Annotated in this window: 10 protein-coding genes; 1 reads left to right on the top strand and 9 read right to left on the bottom strand. The window is 43.9% G+C overall.

Going from position 1 to position 13223, the window contains the following annotated elements; all coding sequences use genetic code 11:
* Positions 1-31: 31 nt before the first annotated feature.
* From MKY19_RS09595 to MKY19_RS09565, 7 genes are all read right to left on the bottom strand, one after another.
* Positions 32-910, bottom strand: coding sequence for a carbohydrate ABC transporter permease (locus tag MKY19_RS09595; RefSeq protein WP_042126182.1), 879 nt, complete (start codon positions 908-910; stop codon positions 32-34).
* Positions 911-958: 48 nt separating this feature from the next.
* A complete protein-coding gene (locus MKY19_RS09590; RefSeq protein WP_339804246.1) occupies positions 959-1819 on the bottom strand; it encodes an ABC transporter permease subunit in 861 nt (286 codons plus the stop codon).
* Positions 1820-2033: 214 nt separating this feature from the next.
* Complete coding sequence (locus tag MKY19_RS09585) at positions 2034-3692, bottom strand: extracellular solute-binding protein (protein ID WP_042186709.1); 1659 nt, start codon at positions 3690-3692, stop codon at positions 2034-2036.
* A 568-nt stretch (positions 3693-4260) separates the two neighbouring features.
* Complete coding sequence (locus tag MKY19_RS09580; RefSeq protein ID WP_339802264.1) at positions 4261-5670, bottom strand: extracellular solute-binding protein; 1410 nt, start codon at positions 5668-5670, stop codon at positions 4261-4263.
* Between the two features lie 158 nt (positions 5671-5828).
* Positions 5829-6809, bottom strand: a complete 981-nt coding sequence (locus MKY19_RS09575) for a collagen-like protein (protein ID WP_339802261.1) — start codon at positions 6807-6809, stop codon at positions 5829-5831.
* A gap of 474 nt (positions 6810-7283) precedes the next feature.
* Complete coding sequence (locus tag MKY19_RS09570) at positions 7284-7937, bottom strand: deoxynucleoside kinase (protein ID WP_339802257.1); 654 nt, start codon at positions 7935-7937, stop codon at positions 7284-7286.
* Positions 7937-8557, bottom strand: a complete 621-nt coding sequence (locus tag MKY19_RS09565) for a deoxynucleoside kinase (protein WP_339802254.1) — start codon at positions 8555-8557, stop codon at positions 7937-7939. The genes MKY19_RS09570 and MKY19_RS09565 overlap by 1 nt, the downstream gene beginning before the upstream one ends.
* Positions 8558-8854: 297 nt before the next feature.
* Between MKY19_RS09565 and MKY19_RS09560 the strand changes: the two genes are divergently transcribed.
* Entirely contained in the window at positions 8855-10384 is a 1530-nt protein-coding gene (locus MKY19_RS09560; RefSeq protein WP_339270131.1) for a stalk domain-containing protein, read from the top strand.
* Positions 10385-10433: 49 nt separating this feature from the next.
* Here the strand turns inward: MKY19_RS09560 and nspC are convergent, their stop codons facing one another.
* The gene (nspC, locus tag MKY19_RS09555; protein WP_339802251.1) at positions 10434-11570 is read right to left on the bottom strand and encodes a carboxynorspermidine decarboxylase; all 1137 of its coding nucleotides are present in this window, start codon (positions 11568-11570) and stop codon (positions 10434-10436) included.
* Between the two features lie 9 nt (positions 11571-11579).
* Positions 11580-12779 carry a saccharopine dehydrogenase family protein gene (locus MKY19_RS09550; RefSeq protein WP_060624451.1) on the bottom strand — a complete coding sequence of 400 codons (1200 nt, stop codon included), beginning with the start codon at positions 12777-12779 and terminating at the stop codon, positions 11580-11582.
* Positions 12780-13223: the final 444 nt, after the last annotated feature.

Raw genomic sequence — 13223 nt, 5'->3', positions numbered from 1 at the left:
TCCGTCACATGCAGCATCTTCTCTATGGGTGTTACTCCTTCAACGCACCGATCATTACGCCTTTTACAAAATATTTCTGTAAAAATGGATAGATCATCAGAATGGGAACGGTAGCAATGATTATCGTAGCGAATTTAATAGATTCACTGATCCGAAATACCTCATCTTGGGTAACACCTGCCAGCATATTTTGCGCAGAGGATTGAATCAGGATTTCCCTCAATATCAATTGAAGCGGGAACAAATTCCGATCCTGTAAATAAATCATGGCCGAGAACCAACTGTTCCAGTGGCCTACCGCATAGAAGAGGGTCATCACCGCCAGAACCGGCATGGAGAGCGGAAGCACGATCCGCAGTAAAATTCTGAAATCGTGGGCGCCGTCTATCTTGGCAGACTCTATCAAACTATCAGGGATAGACTGAAAGAAAGTCCGCATCACTATCAAATTGAAGGCACTAACCGCACCAGGCAACAGCAGCGCCCACCGTGTATCATACAAGCCAAGCTCACGGACATTCAGATACGCCGGAATTAAGCCACCACTAAAAAACATCGTGAACACAATAAAAGCCATTATGACATTTCTCCCCTCCAGATTCTTTCTGGACAGAGGATAGGCACCAAGTGTAGTAAGCACCAGATTAATCAACGTACCGACAATGACATAAAAGAAAGTATTTCCGTAAGCTGTCCAGACCCGCGTATCCTCAAATACCAGCTTGTAAGCATCCAGATTAAAGCCGATTGGAAAGAAGCTTACCTTCCCCGCAGCAATAGCATGTGCATCGCTGAATGAGGAGACCAGCACGTACCACATCGGGTACAGGAACAGGAAAGAACACAAGATTAGAAACAGCACATTGCAGCTGTCGAAAATGATTTCACCCATACTGCGTTTCACAACCATTGTCTACCCTCCTAAAAATCGTAAAAAACTCGCATCGAAAGCTTATGCTCACCATAGGCTGCTTTCAGTTGTTTTCCGGCTGATACGGTTGGCTAGAACGAGTAATGTGAAGTTAATTATGGAATTGAATAATCCTACTGCGGCAGAAAAACTGTAATTCGCCTCCATCACACCTCGTCTATAAACAAATGTTGAAATAACATCCGCAGTGACGTACGTTCCAGGATTGTAAAGCAATATAATTTTGTCCCAGCCCACATTCAGCAGGGTACCCACATTCAGAATCAAGAGAATTAGCACCGTAGGCAGAATCCCGGGCAGCGTTATATTCGTTAGCTGTTTCCATCGCCCTGCTCCATCTACAACGGCAGCCTCGTACAGGCTCGGATTGATGCCAGATAACGCTGCTAAGTAGATAATTGAGTTCCAGCCTAGGCTCTGCCACATGCCAGAACCCACATAGATCGTTCGAAACCATTCTGGCAGGATCAAGAACTGAATAGGCTCCGAGATCAGGCCGATGCCAAGCAACAGGCTGTTAATAATGCCTCCGGGCTTGGTGAAATCAATAATCATCCCGCAGATGACGATCAGCGAAATAAAATGCGGCAAATAAGACACGGTCTGCAGAAAGGACTTCAGCTTCTTGAGCCGCAGCTCATTGAGCAGCAGTGCAAAAGTAAGTGAAGCAGGAAAAATGAAGATGAGTGAGTAGAAACTCATTAAGAAGGTATTTTTAAGCAGTCTGAGAAAATAATAGCTTTCGAAAAACTTCTCGAAATTCTTGAAGCCCACCCAAGGACTATCCGTGATCCCCAAGTAGGGGTTGAAATTCTTAAAGGCAATGATCGCCCCATACATCGGCTTGTATTCAAAAATCAGAAAATACAAAACCGTAGGAAGGAGCATGAGATAAAGATAGCGATTGGAGGCTATCCGCTTCCAGGGAATCGGACTCCTCTTGACCGGAAGCTTCCTGCTTTCAACTTTAGCAACTTTTACAGGTACAGCCATATAGTTCTCCTCTCCCGGACACTGGCGTTAGTCATAGCTGTCATGTGGCGAGCGGTCACAAAGCACTCTCTGAACCGCTCGACCCACGACAACCTCCTCACAAGCTGAATCATTTCCCTTTAAATCGCTCGTATGCAACCTGATACTCTTTTAACACATCGTTAATTCCCATCTTCTCAAGTTGCTTCATTACTTTGTCATAGTCCTCAATCTTTTGGCGCCCCATGATCATGGCATTGATTGTTTCGGCTACATAGGTCTGGATATCGGCCATCAAAGGAACAACTACATCGTTTTCCTCTGTTGTGAATTGGACTGGAGGCAACTTGCTATCAAAATCGATATAGTCACTATATAACTCGAGCGGATTCTCCGTTTGCCCGTTAGCTTCTCGGATTTGTTCAGCATATCTCGTATCCGCTACCGTAGCCCAGCTTCCGCCCCCGATCGTATGGTTCAGCAGCTCTTGCGTATTCGTGAGGCCATTGGTCGGATGAGTTACTTCTTTCTTATAAATCGGTTCTCCGTTTACCAGATCATATGACTTGCCTTCAACCCCAAAGTTGTTCAGCAGAATGCCTTCTTCTGAGTATTGATAATCCAGCCATTTCATCACTTCCTCAGGATGTTCCGTCCGCGAGGAAACCGCTAATCCGTGTGCTGCTGCCTGCCAGCGGAAGGAGACATGACGTTGATCACCGTTCGGTCCTTTAGGTGGAATGGCTGGTGCAATTTTGAAGGTTGGATGTTTGCCCTCCATTAGGGTAGTAAAGTTCCCCATGTAAGAGCCAGACCAGCCAAACCATGCCCCTGCCACATCGGTAGTCACCTTCTCAGTCAGCGTCTGGAATGTGGTATCTACCAGATAGTTCGGGTCAAGCAATTGTTCATCGTAAAGACGGTGCAGATAGGTTACGACATCCTTGAATTTAGGATCATTCGGGCCATATTTTACTTGGCCATTATCCACGAAGAATCCGTAATCGACGCCAAAGGCAGGCGCGAATAACATCATGATATTTTCCAAGTTGACTGTGACTAGTGGAATTTCATCCTTCTTGCCGTTTCCGTTGGCATCCTGCTCCCTAAAAGCCTTGAGCATGTTATACCAATCTTCGGTAGTTTCCGGCATAGACAGACCCAGCTTATCGATCCAGTCTTTCCGCACTTGCGGGAACATTTGAGTGAGATCCTGTGAATCAAGAACGAGATTAGGCAGGTAAAAAATGTGGCCTTCAGGCGAAGTAATTTGTCCCCGGATATCCGGGTTGTCGTCGAGGATTTTCTTGAAGTTTGGCGCGTTTTTCTCAATTAAATCTTCCAGGGGAAGCAGCGCGCCTTGTGTACCATATTTTCCGGAATCCGTGCCCCATAGATCATTGTAGATAATGTCCGGCAGCTTACCAGATGACATCAATAGGCTAAAGGCTTCCGCACTGGCTTCCGTACTATGCTGAAAGTCAATATGAATGTTAGTGTTCTCTTCCATTTGCTGAAAGGATAATTTCTCATTAAAATTAGTTCCTCTGAAATTGCCGCCGCTGGGTGACCAAAGTGACAGTTCAAGCTTATCTGAAACAATCGGGAGCTGCAGACCACCTACTGTTTTACCTTCCTTAGCGGGAGCTTGCGTAGCCTTCTGAACTTCCGCAGTAGGATCTGCGGTATTGCCAGTCTTAGTATTCGAACCGCCGCAAGCAGATACGAGTGTAACTAATGACAACAGGACAGGTAGCAGCAGAACTAATTTCCTTTTAGCAACATTCATAATTCAACCCCCTATTAATAACTAAAAAATAAGATAATCATTATGATATATTCACTAACATCAATCAGAAGGAATCAACGATACATCAATAAATTTTTAAATGAGTAATCACTCTGAAAATTACCTTTTATAGGGGGTATCCTCCTTTCAACTGCCTTTTTTCTACTTTAATTAGACGAAAACATCTGTTCTGACTTCTTTTTGATTTACATTTCAGAGTATCAGATCTCTTATTACACTAATCTGATATATATCTGATGTATTTTATTATATTTTCCAGCCCACATGATGTCAATATAATAATAAGAAATATCTCTAATAAGTGTAATCTTATATAACATGTACCTGTCGCAAAATGTTGAAATCCATCAAATTTAATAGAAAACGCTTACAAAATTACTCGTATTTAACTGCTTTAAATAAACCATCTCTGATCTCATACAGATTAGGCACAATATACAACTTCTGCTTGCTTTTATTTAAAAGAATGCGTAATAATGGCCCACCAGCACCATTATCACGCTTTTCTGATATTCTAAAGAGAACAGCCTTCGCAGAAAAACACCTTTTAAACCTTTTGATCGGCAGCATCCTGTTCCGAGATTAAGAGACTCAATTCCTCATGAAGCGTTTCCTCATCAATCATCTTTGACCAATAAGCGTTCAACAATTTACGAAAGCTTTTTAGATCGGCTATAGGAAGTCCTAAATCTTTAAGGTAGGAGAAGGTCGGAAATAGCTCTCTGTACATCAGATATCTCGAAGGACGATTCAAATGATCCGCCGTGCTCATCTCAGCGATCCGCTTTCGAGCTGGAATACTTACTGTGCGTTCCCGAATAATTTTCTGTGCTTCTACGGAAGCAAGGAAGTTAACGAATTGACGAGCCGCTTCCTTTTGTCGTGAATTCCCGACCACAGCCGCTCCGATCGTGACCAGTAATGTCTTCTGCGGATCTTTTGTTTTCAGCCTAGGTAACGGAGCAAGATCATAGTCCAGCGTTAAGGTCTTGAATTCATTTAAATTAAAAAAGGTCGTCAGAATCATAGAAACTTGTTCTTGGACAAACAAAGAAATCGTCTCATCCTCATGATTGCCAGCAAGATATTTAGGGAAAATCTGATGGTTGTTCACGAGACGGCTATACACACTGAGACTATTTGCCGTCTCCGGACTAAGTGTGCGGTGCTCGGTCCCGTCTGCCACGGTTTGAATCCCGCTCTGCAGCAGGAATACAGAATAACGGTTCTCGGAAGCAGGCACAAAATAAATAGCATGGCGTCCACGTTTCTCTGCCAACTGACGAGCCGCCTCAATCAAGTCATCCCAGGTCCAATAGCTATCCGGCTCAGGAAGATCCGCTTCCCGAAAATGAGCCTTGTTGTAGCACAGCACCACGGGGGAGAAGGAAATCGGATAAGCATACAACTGTTCTTCATGATAGAAAGCTTCAGTCGCGATTGGATATAATTCAGGATCAGGATCAAGCGATTCCAGCAGCTCAGCCGAGCCATTTTCAGCCATTTCCTGAAATTGCGTGCTATTCAGAGATACGGCATCAAGCATCCCATTATTGATCATCTCTACGGCAGAATTCACATGGTCAAAATCATTCAGCGCCAGCGGAAGAATATGAATACCGGGATGCAGTCGATGAAATTCACCAATTAGATCATCCAGCAGAAAGTCCTTGGACAGCGAGGCACTGCAGCCAAAATGAATACGGATTCTCTCCTGCACGGACTCCATAACCTTGCTTCCGACACGGTCAATTTTGACGATAAGGCCTTCTTGGACTAATACATCCAGCCCTCTTCTGACCGATTTATTGCTTAACTCAAATTGCTTGGCTAGCATACTCTCTGCCGGCAGATAAGCACCTGGCTGTAGCACTCCACTTAGGATATCCGTACGAATCTTACCCACCATATGATCCAGTCGCTCTCGGAAGGAATGACGACCTGATTTATTATTCATGTACAATTCTCCCCGAAAAATTCAAATTTACATCATCTCCCTCTTATTTTGCGTCAACTCTGAATTGAAGTCAAATGGAAATTCCAGCAAATGCCATAAGAAAAGCCACCTGATTAGAGGTGGCAAACTTCCAAATTATCTATACGTAGGAGATTTCGCTATGCTAATTGTGTAATAACGAGATGAGCTGAAACAGATCTTGTTCCTCCAGCAAGAGGAGTAATAGTAAGTGCGGTGGAATTGCCAGCAGGATTCCGAACTGTCAGTATGGTGTTAATGACCGTTGTTTGCACTATAGCCATTTCTACGATTTCTGATGTACCTGTCGCACGTCCAACTACCGTATAGGCCAGATCTGCGCCATTAAGAGTCAAGATGAGTTGGCCTGCTTCGGTTACACTAACCTGAAACAACACCTGATAAGTCCCTATTGCCGCTAAATTAAAAGAACTAGGGCCCGTTCGTGCAATCGTCGTCCCGCTGGTAGGGCCATTTTGAGGAAAACTCACGTCTGTGCCCGGTGCTACAGTTGCTGCATTATCAGGGGGCATCAGGGCAAAAAAATCAGCAAAACCCAATACTCCTCCCGCTGCTCCGGTCGCTCCGGTTGCTCCGGCCGCTCCTGGTGCCCCGGTTGCTCCTGCTGCCCCTACTGCTCCTGGTGCTCCGGTTGCTCCTGGTGCTCCGGTTGCTCCTGCTACCCCTGGCGCTCCGGTTGCTCCGGCTGCTCCTGGCGCTCCTGGTGCTCCGGTTGCTCCCACTGCCCCCGGTACCCCAGGTGCTCCAGTCGATCCGGTTGCTCCTACAAAACCTTGTGGTCCTATTGCTCCTGCAGGACCAGGTAAACCTTGCGATCCCTGAGGACCTACGACTCCTTGTGTACCCGGCACTCCTTGCGCACCCTGAGGACCAACGGGTCCCGCTACACCCTGTGGACCCATTGCTCCCGCTGGCCCAGGTTGACCTTGCGGTCCTTGGGGTCCTGGGGGCCCACCGGCGGGACCTTGAGGTCCTTCTGCTCCTTGAATTCCTCGTGCTCCTTGGGGTCCTGGTACTCCTTGGGCCCCTTGTACTCCTTGGATTCCTTGTGCTCCTTGAGGTCCCGTAGCACCAACGACTGTTGGAGTGGTAACATTCACTTCGGGCGGAGGACATGTGACTTGTACAATTTTCTTAATAACTTTTCGACGATGTTCTTTTCTTTTTCTTTTCGAAGGAAATACAGTGGCGATTTTTTTCTTATGACATTTTTTATCGTCTGGACAACTCAATACGTACACCTCCCTATAAAGATAGTTCAGTGTACGCATCTTACTACTTTTAGACATGGACCAATAACTAGTTTTTACTAGACTAGAATCCATATCCAGAAAAAAGGGCTTTAAATATAGGGTGTCACCCTTGAGCATACTACAATGTCCACACCAATTTGGATTACTTTCCGTATTTTATTACTAGGACAACTGACACTTCCCTATTAGACCCATATCTATGATTTGGGTCTTTTTTATTTTTACAAATCATCCCTCAAACTCAGTTTAAATCAATTAATTCGCTTTCTAATCTCATAAAAAAACAGCCCCCAAATCCTGGGGGCTTTTAATCATCAATTATTATATTTTATCAGCAGGCTTACGAATCGCATTGCCCACCTTCACAAGAATATCAGACATCGAAGCCTCATCATTCACATCATAATCATCAATATTTAAACGAAGCACTGGGCAAGCCGTAAACTCGTTGATCCATTTCGAATATCTGCCATGCATATGCTCCCAGTAGGAAACATCCGTTTGAATTTCCATCTCACGGCCACGTTCATTAATTCGGGTCAGGATGGAAGGCAGGCTGCCTTCAATATAAATCAGCACATCAGGGTGCGGGAAGTAAGGCGTCATAACCATAGCTTCATACAAGCTAGTGTATGTTTCATAATCCGTTTTGGACATTGTACCTTGATCTGCATGCATTTTCGCAAAAATACCGGTGTCTTCATAGATGGAACGGTCCTGAACAAAACCACCGCCGAGTTCGAACATCTTCTTCTGCTCTTTGAAACGTTCAGCAAGAAAATAGATTTGCAAGTGAAAGCTCCATCTCTCAAAATCATGATAGAACTTTTCAAGATAAGGATTGTGATCGACCTGCTCTAGCGAGGTTTGAAAATTAAGTCTTTTGGCCAAAGCGCCTGTTAAAGTGGATTTCCCAACCCCCACAGTTCCAGCCACGGTAATTATGGCATTTTCCGGGATATGATATGAATTCATTATATTAGCTCCTTTATATAAGAGACAATTTCAGTGAAGTGTTCTGGATTCTCCACGAAATCGACTGCATTTCCATCAATGGTAATAATTACGGTCGAAGGCTCCTGAATGGCAAGAGAGGCCATCGCGTCATCATAATCTTTAATTAATTGCTCCAAATACGCAGTATCCATCCCCTCTTCAAAGGGCCGTCCACGTTTTTCAATTCTGGTTAATAACGTATCTAAATCGGCTTTAATATAGAGAATAATATTTGGCTTTGGCAAGTCATCCGTAAGCACATGATAAATTTGACGATACTTTTCACGTTTCGTTCCATTCAGCGTTCGTTCTCCAAAGATCAGGTTCTTATAAATATGGTAATCCGAAATGACCGGGATCCCTTTATCTATGTATTGTGTAACGGTATCTTCAAGCTGTTTATACCGATTACAGAGAAAAAACATCTCCAGTTGAAAGCTCCAATCGTCCATGTTCTCATAAAATTTAGCTAGAAACGGATTCTCATCGACAATCTCTTTAATGATCGGTAAATTTAACTCCTCTGCTAGCATAGACGCTAATGTTGTTTTTCCAGCCCCGATTGGGCCTTCCACTGCAATAAACGGTGCATGTCTCATTGACGCTGACTTCCTCCTCAGATACGAACCTTTCAATAGTTAATCAAGCATAAACGCCTTCGGCGTCCTTATAAGGACGGTAAGTGTGTAAGCGAGAAATATAAGGATAAAGTATAGAGTGAACTTATACTTTCTTTTTTTTAAAAACAGACTAAATTATTGTATCACATGAGACCTTTCTTGTGAGTGGGTAAATATGAAGAAACTTTTCCAGTAGTTCTAGCGTCTAAATGTAAGATAATGGATTATATCGTGAACATATCAAATTTATCTAATAAGAAAAAGAGAGGTATTCCTATGAAAAAAAAATGGATCAGCATGGTTAGTGCTCTTCTAGTATTAAGCCTCGCCTGTAACGTAAGCGCAGCTGCAGCTGCAGCTGCAGAGAACACAACCACGACTACCAACCTCACTTCGTATGGCGCGGATTATCTGACCAAAACAGATGGTTCCTTCTGGGTATGGGGCGGTAATCGCTCCGTCCCCACGCAAATCCATGACCTGAATGAGATACAAGCATACTTTGGTTCCCAATATGTAATGAAGAAAGACCTTTCGGTCTGGCAATGGAGAACATCGGCATACTCTGAAGCTGTTAAAGTGACCCCCGTTCAAGAGCTAGACAATCTGGTCGATATATTCATGACCGGAAATAGAACGATAGCCCTTAAGGGAGACGGGACGATTCTAAGCGCCCCCCTTTCATCCGATGGACTCACTACCTCCGCGTTCACACCCGTTTCCGGCGTCGATAACGTGGCTGCTGTGGGCGGTTACTATGAGTCTGATCTTCATAAGAGCTGGACACGTTACGTGTTCTTAAAGAAAGATGGAACTGTTTCTACTACACGCGATGACTTCGAAAGCTTCGAAACCATCCAGAATTTAACGGATATTATTCAAATCAAAAACAATCTTGCACTTAAGAAGGACGGCTCCATATGGAGTTGGCCAGTCCAAGATTATTACAAGAACCAGGGAGCTCCAATAGATCTATCTGCGACCCCTCTCAAGGGAATCAGTAATATTAAAAGTTTAAAAGGAAATCAGAACAGCCTATTAGCCATTGATGGGTCCTCTCAATTATGGTTCTGGGGCGCTACCATTACAGGTTCCTCAGACGGAACAGCCTATCATGAACAACCACCGATTCTTCTAAAAGGGATCAAGAATGTAGTTGATGCTTACATCGTAGAGCGCTCTATTGTTGCATTAACCGGGGAAGGAAACGTCTATCAAACTTCTATTGAAAACGAAATGATGCCAGCAGATTCAAAATTTACACTTCTCGAGAAAGAAGTAAGTAGCCTAAAGAAAGGCGGACGACATCTCATCATGCAAAAGAAAGACGGCTCACTCTGGGGCTGGGGCGTCAATAAGGACGCACAGCTGGGCTATGGCGACTATGAATTCAGCCATGCCGGGCCCGTTCCAGTGCAAAAGCCTATTTCGATCTCCTTAAACGGAGAATCTATCCCACTCTCAAATGGAGTTATTACTCGAAACGGACAAAATTTCGTCCCGCTTCGATCGCTGTTCGAAAAATTAGGAGCCACAATTACCTATAAAGAGAACATTACAGCTGCGAAAACAATAGATAAACAAATTATGATCACACGAACCGCTACAGATAAACCGGCTCTCGCCATTAGTATTAACGGTGTAACTGGAGCGACAATGGTGAACAATAAAACCGTAAATCTTCCTACACTACCCTTCATCGTAAACGGTTCGATGTATCTGCCACTTCGCTTTATAAGTGAGCAACTCGGAGCAAAGGTTGAGTGGCTCCCACAGGAGGAGCGCATCGCCATCACGATGCAATAAGGAGTAATCAAAAAAAGGTGTCCCATCACGGGACACCTTTTTATTAATCTTAAGATAAACGTTCGCTGAAATCTTCGAAAGCGAACTGTTTGATTACTTTGATTCCCTCTTCTTCATTGTAACTAACAATAGAAGGCAGATTCACACCGTTAAACATATGATTCTTCACCATGGAATAATGGGCCATATCAAGGAATACGAGTCTGTCGCCGTATTTCAAAGGCTCCTTGAAGGAATAATCTCCGATAACATCTCCCGCAAGGCAAGTCATTCCACCTAATCTGTACGTATAAGGAAATTCCCCAGGTTGTCCAGCATCGATAATGTTCGGACGGTACGGCATAGCCAGTACGTCCGGCATGTGGCACTCTGCTGAGGTATCGAGAATCGCAATGTCCATCCCGTTATGCATCACATCAAGAACGGTAGCTATCAGATATCCGGTATTGAGAGCTACTGCCTCTCCCGGCTCCAGATAGATTTCCACACCGTAAGTCTCTTTCATGTGTAGAATACACTTCACCAGGGTCTCCAGATCATAATCAGGGCGTGTAATATGATGACCGCCACCGAAATTAAGCCATTTCATTCCTTTGAGATAAGGTCCGAACTTCTCTTCGACTACCTTGAGCGTACGCTCAAGTGTATCCGAATTCTGTTCGCACATGGTATGGAAGTGTAGTCCATCAATGCCCTCAAGCTCTTCCGGTCTGAAGTTAGGGAGAGTTACTCCCATTCTGGAATAATTGTAGCACGGATCATACAGCGGAACTTCGATCTCGGAATATTCCGGATTCACTCGAATGCCGCAGCTGATGTGTTTCGGTGCATTCTTAACGCGATCCTTGAATCGATTCCACTGGTCAAAAGAATTGAACACAATGTGATCGGAGTATCCAAGGAGCTCATCAAATTCACTATCTATATAAGCTGGTGCGTACACATGAACCTCTTTGCCCATCTTTTCATAGCCAAGTCTGGCTTCGAACAAGGAGCTTGAGGTTACACCATGCAAGTACTTCCCAACTAACGGATACAAGGAATGCATGGAGAAGCCTTTTTGCGCGAGCAAAATCTTCGCTCCAGTGCGTTCCTGTACAGAATTCATAATCTCAAGATTACGTGTAAGCAATCTTTCATCTACAAGGTAACATGGTGACGGGACCGCGTTGATATCTATATCCATTATCGCGCCTTAGTCTAACAGCGTTGGCGAGAAATCTTCTTGCCAAGGCAGACCATGTTTATTTAAAGCTTCCATGAATGGATCTGGATCGAACTCTTCAACGTTGAATACGCCCGGCTTCTTCCAGATACCTTTTATAATTAACATCGCTCCGATCATTGCAGGAACGCCTGTAGTGTAGGAAATGGCTTGGGAGCCAACCTCTGCATAGCACTCTTCATGATCGCAAACATTGTATACATAATAAGTTTTTGGCTTTCCGTCTTTAGTTCCTTGGATGATACATCCAATGTTCGTTTTGCCTTTTGTTCTTGGTCCCAAGGAAGCTGGGTCCGGTAAAATAGCCTTCAAGAATTGCAGAGGAACGATCTCTTTTCCTTCATACATGATAGGCTCGATAGAAGTCATGCCCACATTCTCAAGCACTTTCAAGTGAGTCAGGTAATTCTGCGAGAAGGTCATCCAGAAACGGATCTTCTTTACACCCTTGATGTTAACGGCCAAAGACTCTAATTCTTCATGATACAAAAGATAAATATCTTTTGGACCAATTTCCGGAAGATCGTATACTTTTTTCTCCGAAAGCGGTGCAGTTTCAATCCACTCGCCATTCTCGAAATAGCGGCCATTGGCTGTAATTTCACGAATATTGATTTCAGGATTAAAGTTTGTTGCAAATGGATATCCGTGATCACCAGCATTGGCGTCTACAATATCAATGGTATGAATCTCATCAAAATAGTGCTTTTGAGCGTAAGCTGTGAACACGCCCGTTACACCTGGATCAAATCCACTACCAAGCAACGCGGTAAGGCCTGCTTTTTCGAATCTTTCTTTGTAAGCCCACTGCCAGGAGTATTCAAATTTCGCTGTATCTTGTGGTTCATAGTTGGCAGTATCCACATAGTGCACTCCTGTTGCCAGGCATGCATCCATGATTGTCAGGTCCTGATATGGGAGAGCGACATTAATAACGACATCCGGCTCAAAGCTCTTGATCAGTTCAATGACTTCGTCCGTATTATCTGCATCGAGCTGAGCAGTAGAAATCTTCGTGCGGCCTCCGGCTAATTTATCTTTCAGAGCGTCACATTTCGCGACAGTTCTGCTAGCTATGCAGATCTCTTCAAATACATCCGGGTTCTGGCAGCATTTGTGAACAACAACACTGGAAACACCGCCAGCGCCAATAATTAACGCTTTTCCCAAAATAAAAACCTCCTAAAATTCCATTTGCAAAATCAACAAGGCTGATTATACATAATATTTTTGAATAAATCAATAAAAACCGACAAAAAATGATGTTTATTGTGTAAAATCTTCAAGGATTCTTGTTAATACTCTTGAATGCTCATATTTCCTCGATTATCCACCTATATATCTAATGAAAATCGCTGGAATGGAGTAAATTTCCGGAAACTAGGACAACTAGATTATTCTATCACAATAGGGGGCTACTTCATACGATTTATTTTAGGTTCAATGAGAAACCTCACCATCCTTTCAATTCCGCCTTAAGACGTTCGGTTTAGCGGCATCCTGAACGGCCATTCACCATTTCCGATCAACAGCACTGCAATGAATATAAAGAGGCCGTAATATATACTCTTACCCGTTTTTGTCCCAATATTACCGTTGTTCCTATGCCCATCC

It is taken from the genome of Paenibacillus sp. FSL R5-0744 (genome assembly GCF_037972555.1).
Lineage (GTDB): Bacteria > Bacillota > Bacilli > Paenibacillales > Paenibacillaceae > Paenibacillus_AQ.
This window is presented reverse-complemented; position numbering and strand designations above follow the sequence as displayed.

Bases quoted from the DNA above. Each gene is read 5' to 3' on its own strand.
- MKY19_RS09580 (WP_339802264.1), bottom strand. From the start codon at position 5,670: ATGAATAATAAATCAGGTCGTCATTCCTTCCGAGAGCGACTGGATCAT.
- MKY19_RS09560 (WP_339270131.1), top strand. From the start codon at position 8,855: ATGAAAAAAAAATGGATCAGCATGGTTAGTGCTCTTCTAGTATTAAGC.
- nspC (WP_339802251.1), bottom strand. From the start codon at position 11,570: ATGGATATAGATATCAACGCGGTCCCGTCACCATGTTACCTTGTAGAT.
- MKY19_RS09585 (WP_042186709.1), bottom strand. From the start codon at position 3,692: ATGAATGTTGCTAAAAGGAAATTAGTTCTGCTGCTACCTGTCCTGTTG.
- MKY19_RS09595 (WP_042126182.1), bottom strand. From the start codon at position 910: ATGGTTGTGAAACGCAGTATGGGTGAAATCATTTTCGACAGCTGCAAT.
- MKY19_RS09565 (WP_339802254.1), bottom strand. From the start codon at position 8,557: ATGAGACATGCACCGTTTATTGCAGTGGAAGGCCCAATCGGGGCTGGA.
- MKY19_RS09570 (WP_339802257.1), bottom strand. From the start codon at position 7,937: ATGAATTCATATCATATCCCGGAAAATGCCATAATTACCGTGGCTGGA.
- MKY19_RS09590 (WP_339804246.1), bottom strand. From the start codon at position 1,819: ATGCTCCTTCCTACGGTTTTGTATTTTCTGATTTTTGAATACAAGCCG.